At 48.4% G+C, this 18,675-nt stretch carries 16 protein-coding genes and 1 rRNA gene; 9 read left to right on the top strand and 8 right to left on the bottom strand.

All coding sequences use genetic code 11. The features are described from left to right. Positions 1–198 precede the first annotated feature (198 nt). The 7 genes from rsmG to rpmH all read right to left on the bottom strand — a co-directional run bounded on the left by rsmG (position 199) and on the right by rpmH (position 6,472). Positions 199–921 carry a 16S rRNA (guanine(527)-N(7))-methyltransferase RsmG gene (gene rsmG / locus M3194_RS09635; RefSeq protein ID WP_251654185.1) on the bottom strand — a complete coding sequence of 241 codons (723 nt, stop codon included), beginning with the start codon at positions 919–921 and terminating at the stop codon, positions 199–201. Then, a complete protein-coding gene (gene mnmG, locus M3194_RS09630) occupies positions 921–2,810 on the bottom strand; it encodes a tRNA uridine-5-carboxymethylaminomethyl(34) synthesis enzyme MnmG (RefSeq protein ID WP_251653230.1) in 1,890 nt (629 codons plus the stop codon). Before mnmG ends, rsmG begins: the two co-directional genes overlap by 1 nt. An 80-nt stretch (positions 2,811–2,890) precedes the next feature. After that, positions 2,891–4,270: a tRNA uridine-5-carboxymethylaminomethyl(34) synthesis GTPase MnmE gene (mnmE, locus tag M3194_RS09625; RefSeq protein WP_251653229.1), complete on the bottom strand. Its 1,380-nt coding sequence runs from the start codon at positions 4,268–4,270 to the stop codon at positions 2,891–2,893. 83 nt (positions 4,271–4,353) lie between these two features. Beyond that, complete coding sequence (gene jag, locus M3194_RS09620; RefSeq protein WP_251653228.1) at positions 4,354–4,986, bottom strand: RNA-binding cell elongation regulator Jag/EloR; 633 nt, start codon at positions 4,984–4,986, stop codon at positions 4,354–4,356. Further along, complete coding sequence (locus M3194_RS09615; protein ID WP_285889226.1) at positions 4,983–5,714, bottom strand: YidC/Oxa1 family membrane protein insertase; 732 nt, start codon at positions 5,712–5,714, stop codon at positions 4,983–4,985. Before M3194_RS09615 ends, jag begins: the two co-directional genes overlap by 4 nt. 149 nt (positions 5,715–5,863) lie before the next feature. Beyond that, entirely contained in the window at positions 5,864–6,217 is a 354-nt protein-coding gene (rnpA, locus tag M3194_RS09610; protein WP_251653226.1) for a ribonuclease P protein component, read from the bottom strand. A gap of 120 nt (positions 6,218–6,337) precedes the next feature. Next, the gene (gene rpmH / locus M3194_RS09605; RefSeq protein WP_015847830.1) at positions 6,338–6,472 is read right to left on the bottom strand and encodes a 50S ribosomal protein L34; all 135 of its coding nucleotides are present in this window, start codon (positions 6,470–6,472) and stop codon (positions 6,338–6,340) included. A 564-nt stretch (positions 6,473–7,036) separates the two neighbouring features. On the opposite strand from rpmH, the gene dnaA reads away from it, so the two are divergent. From dnaA to gyrB, 6 genes are all read left to right on the top strand, one after another. After that, the gene (gene dnaA, locus M3194_RS09600; RefSeq protein WP_251653225.1) at positions 7,037–8,389 is read left to right on the top strand and encodes a chromosomal replication initiator protein DnaA; all 1,353 of its coding nucleotides are present in this window, start codon (positions 7,037–7,039) and stop codon (positions 8,387–8,389) included. Positions 8,390–8,635: 246 nt separating this feature from the next. Beyond that, positions 8,636–9,778: a DNA polymerase III subunit beta gene (gene dnaN / locus M3194_RS09595; RefSeq protein ID WP_251653224.1), complete on the top strand. Its 1,143-nt coding sequence runs from the start codon at positions 8,636–8,638 to the stop codon at positions 9,776–9,778. 45 nt (positions 9,779–9,823) lie between these two features. Next, positions 9,824–10,039, top strand: coding sequence for a S4 domain-containing protein YaaA (yaaA, locus tag M3194_RS09590; protein WP_285889206.1), 216 nt, complete (start codon positions 9,824–9,826; stop codon positions 10,037–10,039). A gap of 30 nt (positions 10,040–10,069) precedes the next feature. After that, on the top strand, positions 10,070–11,179 hold the full coding sequence (gene recF / locus M3194_RS09585) for a DNA replication/repair protein RecF (RefSeq protein ID WP_251653222.1): 1,110 nt from the start codon (positions 10,070–10,072) through the stop codon (positions 11,177–11,179). A gap of 30 nt (positions 11,180–11,209) precedes the next feature. Beyond that, entirely contained in the window at positions 11,210–11,461 is a 252-nt protein-coding gene (gene remB / locus M3194_RS09580; RefSeq protein ID WP_012772007.1) for an extracellular matrix regulator RemB, read from the top strand. A gap of 41 nt (positions 11,462–11,502) precedes the next feature. Further along, on the top strand, positions 11,503–13,410 hold the full coding sequence (gene gyrB, locus M3194_RS09575) for a DNA topoisomerase (ATP-hydrolyzing) subunit B (RefSeq protein WP_251653221.1): 1,908 nt from the start codon (positions 11,503–11,505) through the stop codon (positions 13,408–13,410). A gap of 32 nt (positions 13,411–13,442) precedes the next feature. On the opposite strand, the gene M3194_RS09570 is transcribed toward gyrB, so the two are convergent. Further along, on the bottom strand, positions 13,443–14,204 hold the full coding sequence (locus M3194_RS09570) for a YheC/YheD family protein (protein WP_251653220.1): 762 nt from the start codon (positions 14,202–14,204) through the stop codon (positions 13,443–13,445). Positions 14,205–14,499: 295 nt separating this feature from the next. Here M3194_RS09570 and gyrA point away from each other — a divergent pair, with 295 nt between their 5' ends. The 3 genes from gyrA to M3194_RS09555 all read left to right on the top strand — a co-directional run. Then, positions 14,500–17,007, top strand: coding sequence for a DNA gyrase subunit A (gene gyrA / locus M3194_RS09565; protein ID WP_251653219.1), 2,508 nt, complete (start codon positions 14,500–14,502; stop codon positions 17,005–17,007). A 43-nt stretch (positions 17,008–17,050) separates the two neighbouring features. Beyond that, complete coding sequence (locus M3194_RS09560) at positions 17,051–18,124, top strand: HD-GYP domain-containing protein (RefSeq protein WP_251653218.1); 1,074 nt, start codon at positions 17,051–17,053, stop codon at positions 18,122–18,124. 337 nt (positions 18,125–18,461) lie between these two features. Continuing rightward, positions 18,462–18,675: ribosomal RNA gene (locus tag M3194_RS09555) — 16S ribosomal RNA — on the top strand; the annotation flags it as partial.

Below are 18,675 nucleotides of genomic sequence, written 5' to 3'. Positions count from 1 at the left end.
ACCATTTTATCTATATTACAGTGTACAAACAACCTCATTTAAGAGACTATCGAATCTCATTTCGACCGGGTCGTCTTATCTACTCTAGTATTTCGACTTCATGCTGGGTTTTTCCTGCTTGATCTTCGTAATATTTCAGATAGACACAAATAAACCTCCGTATGTTTCACGTGGAACATACGGAGGTTTATTTGGCGTTTATACAAGCGGCTGCTTAAGCGGAGTGCCTGCTTTGCGCGGATATTTTTTTGGAGTAACATCCGTCTTCTCAATCAACACGATGTATCGTTCCGACTGCTCAAACGGCAGCTTGAAAGCTTGCTCCGCACGAACTTTTCCTTTTAACTCGCGCAGACTCACACCAGCCTCCTTCACTTCTTCTACGCTTTGGGAGCCCTTCATTGCTGCAAAGGTTCCACGCTTGCGAGTGAAAGGTAGGCAAAATTCATTTAACACATTAAGACGAGCAACTGCTCTTGCAGTCACAAGGTCGAAGGAATCTCTGTACTCCGGTAGTCTCGCAATATCCTCGGCACGACCATGCACGCAGCTCACATGGTCAAGGCCAAGCTCTTGAGCTAGATGATTCAGAAATTGAATCCGTTTGTTAAGCGAATCAACAATGACCACTTTCAAATGCGGGAAACAAATTTTCAGAGGAATGCTTGGGAACCCCGCACCCGAACCAATATCTGCAATGCTGCCTACTTCCTTCATATCCACGAAAAACGATAGCGATACCGAGTCGTAGAAATGCTTCTCGAATACCGCATCGCGTTCGGTAATGCCCGTCAAATTCATTCGTTCATTCCACTCCACCAGCAAGCGGTGATAGGAATCAAATTGCTCGAGCTGCTTCGGGGTTAACGATATCCCGTTCTCCCCCAGCAGCTTTTCAAACCATACATGCGTCTCTGTCATCATTGTCCTCTCGCTGCCGTCACCCGGTTATAGTGTTCCAAATAAACCAGCAGAATGGAGATGTCTGCAGGAGTAACGCCTGCGATCCGGGAAGCCTGGCCAATCGACAAAGGTCGGATGTCGGCTAACTTTTGTTTAGCTTCCGATGCAAGACCATGCACTTCGCTGTACACAATATCATCCGGAATCTTCTTCTTCTCCATCTTGTTCAATCGTTCAACCTGATGCAGCTGCTTTTCAATATAACCGGCATATTTAATTTGAATTTCGACCTGCTCTTTCATTTCTTCCGTCAACGGAAGCTCCGATGGCGCAAAAGGCTCAATCAGCGCATAAGTCAGTTCCGGACGGCGAAGCAATGATAAGGCATCCATTGTAAAAGCAATTGGCGCGGAATTCGCTGCATCCAGCATAGGCTGGGCAACCTCCGGACGGATTTTCACGGTGCCAAGGCGTTCAATTTCTTGCGCTACAAGCTCTTTCTTATTAAGGAACTCCTGATAACGCTCCTCCGAAATAAGACCGATCTCATAACCTGTAGGAGTCAACCGAAGATCCGCATTATCATGACGAAGCAGCAGGCGGTATTCCGCGCGGGATGTCAGCAAACGGTAAGGATCGTTGGTCCCCTTCGTCACCAGGTCATCGATCATCACGCCGATATACCCTTGCGAACGCTCAATGATAACCGGTTCTCTACCCTGCACCTTGCGTGCCGCATTAATGCCGGCGATGATTCCTTGACCAGCGGCTTCTTCATAACCGGATGTTCCGTTAATTTGTCCGGCTGTGAATAAACCGTCAACCAGCTTTGTCTCCAGGGACGGCCAAAGTTGCGTCGGAACAACGGCGTCATACTCAATCGCATAGCCGTTACGCATCATCTCAACATTTTCCAAACCTGGGATTGATCGTAAAATACCAAGCTGTACGTCCTCGGGCATGCTTGTCGAGAGACCTTGCACATAATACTCCGACGTATGCTTGCCTTCCGGCTCCAGGAAGATTTGATGCTTTGGCTTATCCGCGAAGCGGACGATTTTATCTTCGATAGACGGACAATAACGCGGACCCGTACCTTCAATCGCTCCGGAGAACATAGGGGCACGGTGCAAATTGTCGTTAATGATTTTGTGAGTCGCTTCGGACGTGTATGTCAGCCAGCATGGCAGCTGCTCATTGTCGGAGGACTTGGTTTCATACGAGAAAAACTTCGGATTGTCATCACCCGGCTGAATTTCCGTTTTGCTGAAATCAATGGTATCCTTATGCACGCGCGGAGGTGTTCCCGTCTTGAAGCGAGCGAGCTTAAAGCCCAGCTCCTTCAGGCTTGCAGACAGCTTAACCGATGGCTGCTGGTTATTCGGGCCACTCTCGTACATCAGCTCGCCCATGATAATTTTGCCGCGAAGGTAGGTACCCGTTGTAATAACGACAGCTTTCGCGCGGTAGATTGCGCCTGTTTTGGTCACAATGCCGATTACTTTGCCGTCCTCGACGATTAAATCCTCTGCCATCCCTTGACGAAGAGTCAGATGATCCGTTTCCTCGATTGTCTTCTTCATTGTATGCTGATAGGAGAATTTATCGGCCTGTGCACGAAGTGCGTGAACGGCTGGTCCTTTCCCCGTATTCAGCATCCGCATTTGAATAAATGTTTTATCAATATTGCGGCCCATTTCCCCGCCTAATGCATCAATTTCACGGACGACATGCCCTTTGGCTGGTCCCCCGATCGACGGGTTACAAGGCATAAAAGCCACCATGTCCAGGTTGATTGTGAGCAAAAGCGTCTCACAGCCCATCCGTGCGGAAGCAAGCGCCGATTCACAGCCGGCATGACCCGCTCCTATAACGATTACGTCATATTGCCCAGCTTCGTACGTCATTTGTTTATCCCTCCAATTCATCGAACCGCGCAGGCATGGTTCTCCCTGCCTGCCGGTCGCCATCTATCTTTCGAGCTAAATTATTTGCCTAAGCAGAACTGCGAGAAAATTTGGTCGATCAACGAATCGCCAACCTCATCGCCTAATATTTCGCCAAGCGACTCCCATGCGGAGCGTACGTCGATCTGGATCAGGTCGATTGGAATGCCGGCATTCGACGCTTCAATGGCATCAAGGAGCGACTGCTGCGCCCGCTTCAGCAAAGAAATATGCCGAACGTTGCTGACATATGTCAAATCTCCGGAATCCAGCTGCCCTTCGAAAAACAGCTTGCTGATGGCCTTCTCCAGCAGATCAAGCCCTTCTTCTTCTCTTACCGACATGCGAACGATCCGCTCTTCATCGATCAACGAGTTAATCTCAGCCATGTCCAGCTTCGATTCCAAATCCGATTTATTGATAATAAGAATAAGCTGGCGATCCTTCACCTTCTCAAGGAGCACACGGTCATCCTCATGCATAGGCTCATTATTGTTAAGAACGAACAAGATCAAATCGGCTTCTTCCAACGCGTTATGCGAGCGCTCGACGCCGATTTTCTCCACCACGTCGTTTGTTTCGCGAATGCCCGCCGTATCCAGCAGTCTGAGCGGAATATGATTAAGCGTAACATACTCTTCAATAACATCTCTTGTTGTACCGGGAATATCCGTTACAATCGCTTTGTTCTCCTGCGCCAGCATATTAAGAAGCGAGGACTTGCCCACATTGGGACGGCCCACGATTGCTGTCATTATGCCCTCTCGCAATATTTTACCTTCATTCGCCGTTTTTAACAGCTTGCCGATCTCCTCCAGGGCAGATCCGCTTTGTTCGCGGATATAAGCGCTTGTCAGATCTTCGACATCATGCTCGGGATAATCGATATTCACTTCAATATGCGCGAGCAGCTCAATGACGGTCTGCCGCAGCGCCTTGATCCGCTTCGACAGCGTTCCCTCCGCCTGCTTGCGCGCAACCGAGAAAGCACGGTCCGATTTCGAACGGATAAGGTCGATTACCGCTTCCGCCTGCATCAGATCGATCCGTCCATTAAGGAAGGCTCTCTTCGTGAACTCGCCTGGCTCCGCAAGTCTCATCCCATCCTGCAGAAGAACCTGATCAAGCACCTTCTTCACCGCAACAACGCCGCCATGGGCATTGATTTCAACGACATCCTCTGCCGTGAAGGAACGGGGACCGCGCATAACGGTCACAATAACCTCTTCAACTTCTTCCCCGCTCTTCGGATCTATAATATGACCGTATTGAACGGTATGCGTTGCCGCATCCCGAAGATCGGTCCTTGAACGAAAAATTCGGGCAGTCCCTTCGATCGCATCGGGACCGCTGACGCGAATAATCGCTATGCCGCCTTCTCCGATCGCAGTCGAAATCGCCGCAATAGTATCGTGCACCATCAGCTTTCAGCACCTCTCAAATGGAAAAACAGCAATGACCACGAGAGCCATTGCTGCGAATTGGATTACGTATGGATTTAACTTTACATCTGCTTTTCCTTCAAAGCAATAACAACTCGCCGATTTGGCTCGTCGCCCTTGCTGTAAGTTTTTACCCTTGGGTGATTTTGAAGCTGGGAATGAATCACTTTGCGTTCATGCGACGACATCGGTTCGAGCACGACTTCTTTCTTCGTGCGAATAACTCTGCCTGCAAGGCGTTCCGATAATTCTTCCAGCGTTTTGCGGCGACGCTCGCGAAAATCTTCTGCATCAAGTACGATCCGAAGATGGCTGTCTGAATATCGATTTGCCACAATGTTAACCAAATACTGCAGCGCGTCAAGCGTTTGACCGCGCCGGCCTATCAGCATGCCAATATCCCCTCCGCCCGAAACGGACAGATAAGTTGCTTCTTTCGTTTGTTTCCGTTCGATAGCGATCGTAAGTCCCATCGCCTCTGCCACATCACGAAGAAATTGCTCTGCTTCAATTGTTGGATCCGGTATAAGCTCCAGCTCAACCTTTGCTTCTTTAACGCCAATGAGTCCGAACAATCCTTTGGAAGGCTGTTCCGTCACGAGCACTTTCACGCGATCCATGGTTACATTTAATTGTGTCAAACCGCTCCGTACAGCATCATCAATCGTTTTTCCTGATGCTACGATTTTCTTCATTTCGCGAGGGCCTCCTTACCCTTGTTTGATGAACGAACGTACAGGAAGTAGTTTTGAATAATGGTGTAAATGTTACTGAAAATCCAGTACAGCGGCAGCGCCGACGGGAAGTTAAGCGCCATAACGAAGATCAGGACTGGGAAAATCATAAGCATAGCGCCCATGCCCGGCATCGTTTGCGTCTGTTGTTTTTGCATCATTTTCGACTGAACGAACGTCGTAGCCGCTGCAATGATCGGAAGGAAATACCAAGGTCCCGGTTCGCCAAGCTGCAAGCCCAGGAATTCATGGGTACGAACCTCGGGGTTCCAATAGATCGAGTTATAAAGCGCCATAAACACAGGCATTTGCACGAGAAGCGGCAGACAGCCGGCCATTGGGTTGACCTTGTTCGCCTGGAACAGCTTCATCGTTTCTTCCTGCTGTTTCTGCGGATTGTCTTTATGCTTCTTCTTAATCTCGGCCATTTGCGGCTGAATCGCCTGCATCGCCTTCGAGCTTCGGTACTGTTTGAGTGTTAATGGCAAAATTGCCGTCCGAACAATAATCGTGATGAGCAGGATAGCTAGTCCATACGAACCATGGAACCAGTCTGCGAACTTATCAAGCGTAAGGGCAAAGTAATAAACAACATTCTTCTCCCAGAAGTTGCCGTGCTGTAAATCGGCCGTACTCGTGGTTGAATTATGCGGTGCGCATCCTGATAGCAAAACAACCATCAGCACCATACCCAGTACGAGCAGCCACTTGCGGTTTCCTTTTAAAACCAACACCAAATCTCCTCTCTGAACACTCCATACTAAGCATTATTTTATTGACTAAACTATACCATAAATAATAGGACAAAGAAACAACTTGGCAACGCTGGCCGATTCTGCTAAAAACGCGCTTCCTTCTTCAGCAGTCCGGCCTTTCTTAGTACGTGCAACACGCTTTTCTCCAGCTGCTTCGTCTCCATCTCAACCGCGGGTTTTCTTACTATTAATATAAAATCGGTATTCGGCACGATTTTGGCTCCGTTTAAACGAACAATCTCCTTGATCACTCGCCTCATCCGGTTGCGCACAACCGCGTTGCCGATTTTTTTGCTGGCGGAGACGCCTAACCGGAATGGTTCCGCTACCGGCTGCCTCGACCAATACACAACAAACTGTCCATTAGCAAAGGATTTGCCGTAACGATAGATCCGATTGAAATCAGCGCGGTTACGCAGACGCAATTTTCTTTGCACGACCAGGTTCACCGTTCTTTCTTCATATTAATAAGCATGCTATGTATGATTGCCCGCGGATCCTACTTATCAGTATCGCCCGCAGGGCAAAAAAAAAGACCACCCGACGTGGTCTTTTGCTTATGCGCTAAGAACTTTTCTGCCTTTTTGACGACGCGCTGCCAAAACTTTACGTCCGTTTTTCGAGCTCATCCGTTTGCGGAAGCCATGTACTTTGCTGCGTTTGCTTACATTCGGTTTAAATGTAGGTCTCATCTGAACTGCACCTCCCGTATATCAGTACTTAAACAGTACGGCTTAACACCGATCTGCTTTATGTTTTGTAAACAGCTGATTTTTGAAACACGCTTTTTTTATTAAAACACGCCAGGCCCAAAAAGTCAATTAAAACAGTCGTCATCCAAATATTGTGGATAAATGCATGGAATAAACCCGTTTGTCGGAAAACTAATAACATGTGCATAAAATTTTGGGACTTTAGACGAACTTTGTCGAAATGGTAACAAGATATTAACAATATGTAGTGGTGTAGATAACTTTTATGCACAAGCTATTGAATTTGTGGATAAAATCTCACAATTCGTTGAAATACAAGGGATCTTTTGCTATGATTATTATGTTTTCCGTGTGAATACCTCATCAAATCAGCAACTCTTATCAACAACCTGTGGATAACAATGTGAACAAACTCATCCCCTATTCATAACTCATGTTCCAATTATTCTTCATATTGTGGGTATTTCGTAATAATCACCATTCATTCGACATGATTTGGCTTAATTGCGCCGTTTCGGCGATTTTTGATAAGGAGTGACGTCTGTGGACAGCCATACCTATGATTTATGGCAGCAAGTGTTGTCAATCATTCAGACGAAACTAAGCAAACCCAGTTTCGATACCTGGTTTAAAGCGACCAAAGCTTCCTTCGTGAATGATTCTTTGCTGGAAGTGACGGCGCCGACAACATTTGCGGCTGAATGGCTGGAAGGCCGATATACCAAATTAATTCGCAACACCTTGTTTGAGTTTCTCGGCAGGCAGGTCGATGTCCGATTTTCAATTGAAGAAGCCAAAACAGCCGAGCTTGTGCCCGCTGTGATGCCCAAATCAGTCGAAGCGCCAATCGTTCATGAAGAGACATTCAATCATATGCTTAACCCGAAGTATACGTTTGATACGTTTGTCATCGGGGCCAATAACCGTTTCGCGCATGCCGCATCTCTTGCAGTGGCGGAAGCACCGGCAAAAGCCTATAATCCGCTCTTTTTATACGGCGGCGTAGGACTTGGCAAAACTCACTTGATGCATGCCATCGGCCATTACATCATGGATCACAATCCAAGCACGAAGATCATGTACATCTCATCCGAGAAGTTTACTAATGAATTCATTAACGCGATCCGGGATAACCGCGGGGAAAGCTTCCGCAACAAATATCGCAATATTGACGTGCTATTGATTGACGATATTCAATTTTTGGCCGGAAAAGACGGTACGCAGGAGGAATTCTTCCATACCTTTAATGCGCTGCATGAAGAGCGGAAGCAGATCGTTATTTCCAGCGACCGAACGCCGAAGGAAATTCCGACTTTGGAGGAAAGGCTGCGTTCGCGGTTTGAGTGGGGACTGATAACGGATATTCAGGCGCCGGATTTGGAGACAAGGATCGCGATTTTGCGCAAGAAGGCAAAAGCCGAGAACCTTGATATTCCAAACGAAGCCATGGTCTACATCGCCAATCAGATTGATACGAATATTCGTGAGCTGGAAGGCGCCCTCATACGCGTAGTCGCTTATTCTTCGCTAATTAATCAGGATATTACATCCCATCTGGCTGCCGAAGCGTTAAAGGATATTATTCCTTCCAGCCGTCCGAAGATGATTACCATAAACGATATTCAGCAAAAGGTTGGCGAATTCTACGGTCTGCGACTTGAAGAGTTCAAAGCGCGGAAACGGACCAAAGCAGTCGCCTATCCGAGGCAAATCGCCATGTATCTTTCGCGTGAGCTCACCGATTATTCGCTTCCGAAGATCGGAGAGGCATTTGGCGGGCGCGACCATACAACGGTCATCCATGCGCACGAGAAAATAACGCAGCAGCTCAAGCAAGACCAGGACTTGTTCAAGATTTTGCAGAACCTGACCGAAAAGATCAAAAATCACACGTAAAAGTTATACACTTCTATAAGAACAACCAAGCAAGCCTATGCACAAGCTATACACATGTGGATAGGCTTGCTTTATCCGTGTTTTAGACGGTTATCCACATATTAACGCCGCCTACTACTACGACTACTATATTTTTTTAAAAAAACATCATCAAAAAAGGGCGAAAACGCCCATTACGGCTCCGCCTATTTTTAAAATCCAAAAAACAACCAACCATCGATCCAAAACGGACTTAGGAGTGAAACCATGAAACTTTCGATTTCCAAACATGAACTGAACGAAGCCATCCAGCAAGTTGCCAAAGCGGCTTCTTCCCGTCCGACTATCCCGATTCTCGGCGGCATCAAGATTGAAGTTACCCATCAAGGGGTTACCTTAACGGCAAGTGATACCGATATATCTATTCAGAGCTTTATCCCCGTAGAACGAGATAATCTCGTTATTGCACATGTGGATAAACCGGGTAATGTTGTTCTTCCCGCTAAATTCTTTGTCGAGATCGTTAAGAAGCTTCCGTCTGACAATGTAGAAATTGAAGTAGGTGCTCATTTCCAAACCCTGATCCGTTCCGGTTCGACGGATATTCAGATGGTTGGCCTGGATCCGGAGGAATTCCCGGTTCTACCGTCCATTGAGCATAATGAGCTGTTCCAGATGCCCGGCGATCTTCTGAAAGCGATGATCCGCCAGACCGTTCTAGCTGCATCCGTCAATGAGCAGACGCCAATTCTGACCGGCGTTCTTTGGAGTCTTCAAGATAAGCAGCTGAAATTTGTGGCGACTGACCGCCACCGTCTGGCAAGCCGCATCGCTCAAGCGGAGACTGACGTAGATTACCGGTTTAATAATGTCGTTATCGCTGCCAAAACATTGGTCGAGCTGTCCAAGCTGGTTCCGGATCAGCATGGGCTCGTTGATATTGTCGTAGCGGATAACCAGGTGCTATTCAAAATCGGCAATGTTTTGTTCTACACCCGCGTGCTCGACGGGACCTATCCGGATACTTCTAAAATTATTCCAAGCATGTTCAAAACAGAACTCGTGCTTGATACAAAAAATTTGACGGATGCAATCGACCGTGCGTATTTGATGTCGAGAGAAGAGAAGACCAACATCGTTCGCCTGACGACGCTTGACGACGGCGCGATCGAAATCTCCTCCAGCTCGACGGAGCTCGGACGCGTAACCGAGCAGCTTGAAGCAAAGCAATTTGACGGCGAGCCGCTTAAGATTGCCTTCAACTCCAAATATATGCTGGACGTGCTCAAGGTCATCGACAGCGAGCAGATCTTTATCGGCTTTACCGGCGCGATGAGCCCAATTGTTATTCGTCCGACAGATCATAATTACAACACCTACGTTATCCTGCCTTATCGGACAACTAACTAGGGCTATTTAGGCATTGAAGCAAGCTGAAAGGCAGGTGAGCAAGTGATGAAAGAAATCGCTATTCGGACGGAATACATTACGCTTGGCCAGTTTTTAAAGCTGGCGGATTGTATATCCACAGGTGGACACGCGAAATTTTTCTTGCAGGAAAACGAGGTTCATATAAACGGGGTTGTGGATAACCGCCGCGGCAGAAAGCTGTACGCCGGTGACCGCGTCGAAGTAGAAGGCTGCGGCGTCTTTACGGTGATTAGTGCTTAAGAAACGGCCAGGCCGGGAGGACAAGCGAACGTGTTTTTAAATAGCATTCAATTGCACAACTATCGTAACTACAAAGAGCTTGAGCTGAAGACGGACAACCAGGTTAATTTGTTTGTCGGACCTAATGCGCAGGGCAAGACGAATCTGCTTGAGGCGATCTTTGCCCTTGCCCTCACCAAATCGCACCGTACCTCCAAGGATAAGGAGCTGATCGGCTGGGAAGCCGATTCAGCCCGCATCCACGGCGAGGTGGAGAAGCGCTACGGCACGGTCAAGCTGGATCTGATGTATTCGACGCAAGGCAAAAAAGCGAAGATCAACGGACTTGAACAGCGGAAGCTCAGCGATTTCATCGGATCGCTGAACGTCGTTATGTTTGCTCCGGAGGATCTGGAGATTGTAAAAGGAACGCCGGGCATACGAAGACGGTTTCTCGATATGGAAATCGGACAAGTACAGCCCGGTTATTTGCATACGCTGACGCAGTACACCAAGGTGCTTGCGCAACGGAACAATTTTCTGAAGACGGCATCGCCGGGGAGCTCCCAGCTGGCCATGCTGGACATCTGGAATATGCAGCTTGCTGAACACGGTGTTAAAATTATGAAAAAAAGGAAACACTTTATTCATAAATTACAGCGGTGGGCGGAGCACATTCATTCCGGCATTACGGCGGGCGGCGAGCACCTCACCATAGAGTACCGTCCGTCCTTTGACGGCGGCGCCTCCGAAGATGAAACTGTTTTATTTGAGCAATTTATGTTAAAGTTATCACAGGTGAAAGATCAGGAGATTCGCAGAGGAATGTCGCTTGTGGGACCGCATCGCGACGACATGGCTTTCTTTATTAACGGCAAGGAAGCGGCCGTATACGGGTCGCAGGGGCAGCAGCGTACAACTGCGTTGTCTCTCAAGCTGGCCGAGATAGAGCTGATCTGCGAGGAAATTGGGGAATACCCGCTGCTATTGCTTGATGATGTGCTGTCCGAGCTGGATCAGAACCGGCAGACACAGCTCATCGAGACGTTTCAGAGCAAAGTTCAGACGTTTATTACAACGACCGGACTCGAGAGCGTGAATGTGAGCAAGCTCCGTGACGCCGGTATCTACGATGTGCGGGAAGGCCAAGTGACGCGTTGATAACGGGCGTATATACGGGAGGCGGAGGACATGTATATCCATTTGGGCGGCGAGAAAATTATCCGGGCTGCCGAGCTGGTAGCCATTTTTGATATATCGATAGAGCAATCCTCCAAACTTTCCAAGCAATTTGTAGCAGGAGCCCGCAAACGCAAGGATGTCGAGACGATTGGTGAGGAAGAACCGAAATCGATTGTTGTGACCAAGCAGAAAATCTATTATTCGCCGATATCATCCTCTACTTTGAAGAAACGGGCCCATCATTTTGCGGCGAATGGCTAGAAGCAGCCTAGGCGAACAGGTATGAGAGGAGTAGTGAGCAGTTGAGTCAGCAGAATACGTATGATGAAAGTCAGATACAGGTCCTTGAAGGCTTAGAAGCGGTACGGAAACGTCCGGGGATGTACATCGGCTCTACCAGCGGGAAAGGCCTGCATCATCTCGTTTGGGAGGTTGTCGATAATAGTATCGACGAAGCGCTGGCCGGGTACTGTACGAAGATCCAGGTTCGCGTTCACGAAGACAATAGTATTACGGTTATCGATAATGGCCGTGGTATCCCGGTCGGGGAGAACGCCAAACTGAAGAAATCAACTCTTGAAGTTGTTATGACTGTCTTGCATGCAGGCGGTAAGTTCGGCGGCGAGGGCTATAAAGTATCGGGCGGATTGCACGGAGTAGGTGTATCCGTCGTTAATGCGTTGTCCGAGCATGTAACGGTTACCGTTAAGCTTCACGGAAATGTATATCAGCAAGAATATCGCCGCGGTGTGCCGCAGTATGATGTTAAGATTATTGGCGAATCGGATGAGACGGGTACGACTGTCAAGTTCAAGCCGGACCCTGAGATTTTTACGGATACGACCGTTTACGAATATGAGACGCTCCAATCGCGGATCCGCGAGCTGGCGTTCCTGAACAAAGGACTTGAGATTGAACTGACCGATGAGCGCACCGGCGCTTCGAATTCGTTTAAATACGAAGGCGGCATTATCGAGTTTGTGAAGCACTTGAATCGCAACAAGGAAGTCATGCATGAAGAACCGATTTATGTGGAAGGCTCGAAGGATCATATTCAGGTTGAAGTATCGTTGCAGTATAACGACGGCTACACCGAGAATATCCATTCGTTTGCCAATAACATCAACACCCATGAGGGCGGCACGCATGAATCGGGCTTTAAGAGCGCGTTAACGCGAATTATTAACGACTACGCCCGTAAGACGAACTTAATCAAGGATAACGATTCCAACTTCTCCGGCGATGATGTCCGTGAAGGCCTGACGGCGATTATTTCGGTGAAAATTCCGGAGCCGCAGTTCGAAGGACAGACGAAGACGAAGCTTGGCAACAGCGAGGTTCGCGGTATTGTCGAGTCGTTCTTCGCCGAGAAGCTGCAGGAGTTCCTGGAAGAGAATCCTTCGGTTTCCCGCAAAATCGTTGAAAAAGGCTTGCAAGCGGCAAGAGCCCGCGAAGCAGCACGCAAAGCGCGTGAGTTAACGCGTCGTAAGAGTGCGCTCGAGGTCAGCTCCCTGCCAGGCAAGCTGGCTGACTGCTCCTCCAAGGACGCGGCGATCAGTGAGCTGTATATCGTCGAAGGTGACTCCGCCGGCGGTTCGGCGAAGCAAGGCCGAGATCGTCATTTCCAGGCGATCTTGCCGCTTCGAGGTAAAATCCTGAACGTTGAACGCGCTAGGCTTGATCGCATTCTCGGTAATGCCGAGATTCGCGCGATTATTACGGCGCTTGGAACGGGGATCGGAGATGACTTCGATCTAGGGAAAGCGCGTTACCACAAAGTCATAATTATGACCGATGCCGATGTCGACGGCGCGCATATTCGGACTTTGATGCTGACCTTCTTCTTCCGTTACATGCGGAAGATTATCGAGGCTGGTTTTATCTATATCGCACAGCCGCCGCTGTTCAAGATTGAACGGAACAAGGTTATCCGTTATGCGCAGTCCGAGAGAGAACGCGATGAAATTATCGCCGAATTCGGAGAAGGCGCAAAAGTAAACGTTCAGCGTTATAAAGGTCTAGGCGAGATGAATGCCACTCAGCTGTGGGAGACAACGATGGATCCGGAGAGCCGGACCATGCTTCAGGTATCGATTGAAGACGCCATTGAAGCAGACGTAATCTTCGATACGCTGATGGGCGATAACGTTGAGCCACGCCGTGATTTCATCCAGCAATTTGCGAAAGACGTAAAGAACCTGGATATCTAGAACAACACAATAATAGCCGTCCTCATGGACGGCTATTTCTTTTTGTAACGGCCATAGGAGACGGCATACTGATAGATTTTGCGGAAGATGGTCTTGTCTTCAAGCTTCTTGAAGATAAAAGCATCGGGCTTCGTATTTACCTCAAGAATCCAAGGACGCTGTTGTTGGTCAATGGCAATATCGATGCCCAGCTCTTTGATACCCGGATAATGCTTCTCTAGCTCTCTTGCGATATCCAGGCTGATTTGCTTGAGCCGCATGGCATAAATCATTTTTTGGGTAGGCGATTGATGGGTAGACATTAGGCGCTCGAAGGACATCGGAGTTCCGCCGTTATGATAGTTAGTGACCACTTTAGCGGGATGGGCAAGACGGCCGATGATGCCGGTAGCTTCCCAGTGATGGCTTTCATTGCGCTGCACCATCACTCGTATATCAAAACGCCGATCTTTATGACGAAGCAGATCGATTCCTCTTTGGACCAGATAACGTCTGCCGCTGATTCTTTTAACCAGGCTTTGATGAAGCAGCTCGAGTGTAGGAAAAGTCCGGATCGTGGTGTTTAACTGATATTTATAGCCTTTTGCAGCAGGCTTAAGTCTTTCTACTCGCATAACCCCTTTGCCGAAGGTGCCGTTTATTGGCTTTACGTAGACCATCCCGTATTCCGTCAACATCAGCATTAGGTTTTCTTTGCTGAAAAGCTTGGTAGCAGGTATATATTCACGGAGAGCTGGCGAATGTAGAAGGACGTTGGTTTTCTCCCATTTGCTGTATACCAATTGGATAGACAATGTTGTTGCTCCTTTCCGATTGGACCGGTGTTGCGCGATGTTAAGAATAAGAATCAAGAAGAAGACAGACTTTGGAATGAGTGGTATAATGTAATTTGGATCTGTTTATTTTATGGCAGATCGGAAGCGAAAGAATACGGATATTCGCCTATTTTTTCGTTATTTTGAAGGCAATTTGTCGGTTTCATAGATGAAACGGATGCAGGGCGTTTAGCCGTGCCTTTTTTGTGAAAGTAATATAATGGTTATCATGTTTAATAAGGTTTGCAGATTGATGACGTCAGGGAGGTAAAACATGGCGGAAGAACAACAGCATTCGCAAATTAAAGACCGTGACATCGGTACGGAAATGCGCGATTCATTTATGGACTATGCGATGAGTATTATCGTAAGCCGCGCATTGCCGGACGTAAGGGATGGTCTTAAGCCGGTGCATCGTCGTATTTTGTACGCAATGTCGGAGCTGGGCATGTCTTCGGACAAGCCATATAAGAAGTCTGCGAGGATCGTAGGGGAAGTAATCGGTAAGTACCATCCGCACGGCGATTCGTCGGTTTATGAAGCGATGGTACGGATGGCTCAGGATTTCTCCATGCGGTACATGCTCGTAGACGGGCATGGCAACTTCGGCTCGATTGACGGAGATATGGCGGCGGCGATGCGGTATACCGAGGCGCGTCTGTCAAAAATCGCCATGGAGATGCTCCGCGATTTAAATAAAGAAACCGTTGATTTTGTACCGAACTATGACGGCGAGGAGAAAGAGCCGGCGGTTCTGCCGTCGCGTTTCCCGAACCTGCTCGTAAACGGGGTAACAGGGATCGCGGTAGGCATGGCAACCAATATTCCACCGCATAACCTGACTGAGGTTATTGACGGTATTCAGGCGCTGATCCGTAATCCGGAGATTACGCCTGTTGAGCTGATCGATTATGTAAAGGGTCCGGACTTCCCTACAGCCGGTATCGTTATGGGACTAAGCGGTATTCGCCAGGCTTATCTGACAGGCCGCGGAACCGTAACGATGCGAGCACGCGCGACGATCGAAGAGAACGGCAATAAAGCGCGGATTATTGTTTACGAGCTGCCATATCAAGTGAACAAGGCACGTCTTGTAGAGAAAATCGCAGAGCTCGTCCGTGAGAAAAAGATCGAGGGAATTACCGATCTTCGCGATGAGTCCGACCGTAACGGCATGCGGGTCGTTATCGAGCTTCGCCGCGATGTAACGCCAAGCGTTGTACTGAACAATCTCTACAAACAGACTCAAATGCAGTCGAACTTCGGCATTAACATGCTTGCGCTTGTTAATGGCGAACCAAAGACTTTGAATATCCGCGAAATGCTGTATTACTATTTGCAGCATCAGATCGAAGTTATTCGCCGCCGTACCGAATATGACCTGAAGAAGGCAGAAGCCAGAGCTCATATTCTCGAAGGCTTGCGTATCGCGCTTGATCATCTGGATGAAGTCATCGCGCTTATCCGGGCTTCGCAAACGGCTGACATCGCCCGTGAAGGCTTGATCGAGCGGTTTGCGCTCAGCTACGAACAGGCACAAGCCATTCTTGATATGCGTCTCCAAAGGCTGACAGGCCTGGAACGCGATAAGATTGAAGCCGAGTATGCGGAGCTGATGAAGAAGATTGCCGAATACAAAGCGATTCTGGCTGATGAGCAGCTCGTATTGAACATCATCAGCGAAGAGCTTAACGAGATCAAAGAGCGCTTCGGAGACGAGCGCCGCACCGAAATTACCGTTAGCGATGAAGAGATTCTGGACGAGGACCTGATTCCTCGCGAAGATGTTATCATCTCGATTACGCATACCGGTTATATCAAGCGCCTGCCGGTTACGACTTACCGCAGCCAGAAGCGCGGTGGTAAAGGTGTCGTTGGTATGGATACGAAGGAGCATGACTTTGTTGAGCATCTGTTCGTATCGAATACCCACCACTTCCTCCTGTTCTTCACGAACAAGGGCAAGGTATACCGCTTGAAAGCATATGAGATTCCGGATCTGAGCCGTACGGCCCGCGGAACACCGATCATCAATCTGATTCAGATTGAGCAAGGCGAGACGATCAATGCCGTTATTCCGGTAGAGAGCTTTGATTCGGACAGCTATCTGTTCTTTGCTACCCGCCAGGGTATCGTTAAGAAGACGCCTCTCGACGATTATATGAATATCCGCAAGGTCGGTCTGATCGCGATTTCGATTCGTGAGGATGACGAACTAATCGGCGTTAAGCTGACAGACGGCAACCAGGAGATCGTAATGGGTACGGCGCAAGGGATGTCGATTCGCTTCTCTGAGCAGGATGTCCGTTCAATGGGACGTTCCGCTACAGGCGTAAAAGGCATTCAACTGGATGATGACGATACCGTTATTGACATGGATGTTGTTAATCCGGAAAATGACGTGCTTATCGTAACGGCCAAAGGCTACGGCAAACGTACGCCGATGAGCGAATATCGGATCCAGAACCGCGGCGGTAAAGGGATTAAGACCCTTAACGTTACCGACAAGAACGGACCGATCGTCAGTCTGAAGGTTGTGCTGAATGACGAGGACTTGATGATTATGACCGCGCTTGGCACGTTGATTCGGACGAGTATGGAAGGCATTTCGACGATGGGCCGCAATACACAAGGCGTGAAGCTGATTAATACGCGTGATGATGACACGGTATCTACGGTAACCCGCGTAGCGCGCAGCGAAGAAGCTGACGAAGCTCTCGAAGAAGGCGAAGAGGGCCAAGAAACAGCATTGGATCCGGGCTCAGGGCCGGCTGATGAGTAAGAAATAAGCAATTTGGATTGGCATACATCGGGAGGGGACCGTTGTGGCAACAGTGGCTTTATCACAGGTGAAGTTAGGCGACAAAATCAGCGAAGATGTCCTCACCCCGCTTGGCGGAGTGCTTTTTCAGAAGGGGCGCATCGTCACACCGAGAGAATTGGAGATTATGCAGGCTTTTCTGGTCCCGAAGGTTCAGATCGAACAACCTGCAAATCAGGCAGATAAGACGCAGGAAAATGTGAAGCAGGAGTTGCAGGCAGCAACTCCCGTTATATCGGCCACCCCGCTGCACGATGAATACGATCAGATGATTCTTGTTCTGAAGCGGGTAATTAACGAAATCCGATCTGGCCTGCCGATTCCGGTTATGGATATCCGGAACCAGCTCGAGAAGATGATGCAATACGAGGACAGCTACCAGGTGCTTACGTTTATGCCGAGACATTTCGCGGAACGGGACTACTTGCTGCATAACAGTATCCTGGTTGCCTTAACCTCTTATCGCATTGCCCAATGGTGCAGTCTTCCTCGGAAGGATTGGATGCCGGTAGCGCTCGCAGGTTTGCTTCATGATATCGGAAACGTCAAGGTTGATCCGGCTATCTTTGCTAAGCCGACGGCTTTGACGGCTGAAGAGAATGAAGAGATGAAGAGGCATACCGTGTTTGGTTATCAGCTGCTTAAAAATATCGCCTCTCTAAACGAGGGGGTTAAGCTGACTGCTTTACAGCATCATGAGCGTGTTGACGGCAGCGGTTATCCGCTTGCGATCGATTCAACAAAGATACACCCTTATGCCAAGATCGTAGCCATTGCGGATATTTATCATGCAATGACGCTAAATCGGTTCTACCGCAAGGCAGCTTCGCCCTATTTCGTTCTGGAGCAAATTCAGAGCGATTCCTTTGGGAAGCTGGATCCCGCCTATGTCAGAATGTTTGTAGAGAAAGTAACGCAATTCCATAACGGGAATATCGTCAAGCTGAGCGATGATCGAGTCGGGGAGATCGTGTTTTCAGATGGCATACATCCGACAAGACCCTGGGTTTCTGTTGGAGGCTCGATTATTAACCTGACAATCGAAAGACATCTGCATATTAAAGAAGTATTGGGATAACCATAAAGATCTCGCCTATTATTAGGGCGGGATCTTTATGGTTTAATTGTTTAATAAGGAATTCGAGTGCAATTATGAGATGTAAAAGAGAAAAATCATGTTTTAGCAAAAAACTTTAAAAAAGTACTTGCAATCTATTAGGCGTACGTGGTATATTATCTAAGTCGCCGCTGAAACACACGGTTGGCAACGAGAAAAGAAATTGTTCTTTGAAAACTGAACAACGAGCAAAACTGCCCCGTTAGAAATAACGGAAAAGCGATAAAACAAGTTTGAGCAAGTCAAACAACCAAGGGGTTTTCGTCGATCGGTTTCGGTCGAACGATGAAAACGCCATTTCATGGAGAGTTTGATCCTGGCTCAGGACGAACGCTGGCGGCGTGCCTAATACATGCAAGTCGAGCGGATCTTGTCCTTCGGGATAAGGTTAGCGGCGGACGGGTGAGTAACACGTGGGTAACCTGCCCATAAGACTGGGATAACATTCGGAAACGAATGCTAATACCGGATACGCGAATTGGTCGCATGGCCGAATCGGGAAAGGCGGAGCA

It is taken from the genome of Paenibacillus glycanilyticus (genome assembly GCF_023715145.1).
GTDB classification, from domain to species: domain Bacteria; phylum Bacillota; class Bacilli; order Paenibacillales; family Paenibacillaceae; genus Pristimantibacillus; species Pristimantibacillus glycanilyticus_A.
The sequence above is the reverse complement of the archived record's forward strand: the minus strand, read 5'-3'. Positions and strand labels throughout refer to the sequence as shown.

Bases quoted from the DNA above. Each gene is read 5' to 3' on its own strand.
- rsmG (WP_251654185.1), bottom strand. From the start codon at position 921: ATGACAGAGACGCATGTATGGTTTGAAAAGCTGCTGGGGGAGAACGGG.
- mnmG (WP_251653230.1), bottom strand. From the start codon at position 2,810: ATGACGTACGAAGCTGGGCAATATGACGTAATCGTTATAGGAGCGGGT.
- mnmE (WP_251653229.1), bottom strand. From the start codon at position 4,270: ATGGTGCACGATACTATTGCGGCGATTTCGACTGCGATCGGAGAAGGC.
- jag (WP_251653228.1), bottom strand. From the start codon at position 4,986: ATGAAGAAAATCGTAGCATCAGGAAAAACGATTGATGATGCTGTACGG.
- M3194_RS09615 (WP_285889226.1), bottom strand. From the start codon at position 5,714: ATGGTGCTGATGGTTGTTTTGCTATCAGGATGCGCACCGCATAATTCA.
- rpmH (WP_015847830.1), bottom strand. From the start codon at position 6,472: ATGAGACCTACATTTAAACCGAATGTAAGCAAACGCAGCAAAGTACAT.
- dnaN (WP_251653224.1), top strand. From the start codon at position 8,636: ATGAAACTTTCGATTTCCAAACATGAACTGAACGAAGCCATCCAGCAA.
- yaaA (WP_285889206.1), top strand. From the start codon at position 9,824: ATGAAAGAAATCGCTATTCGGACGGAATACATTACGCTTGGCCAGTTT.
- remB (WP_012772007.1), top strand. From the start codon at position 11,210: ATGTATATCCATTTGGGCGGCGAGAAAATTATCCGGGCTGCCGAGCTG.
- gyrA (WP_251653219.1), top strand. From the start codon at position 14,500: ATGGCGGAAGAACAACAGCATTCGCAAATTAAAGACCGTGACATCGGT.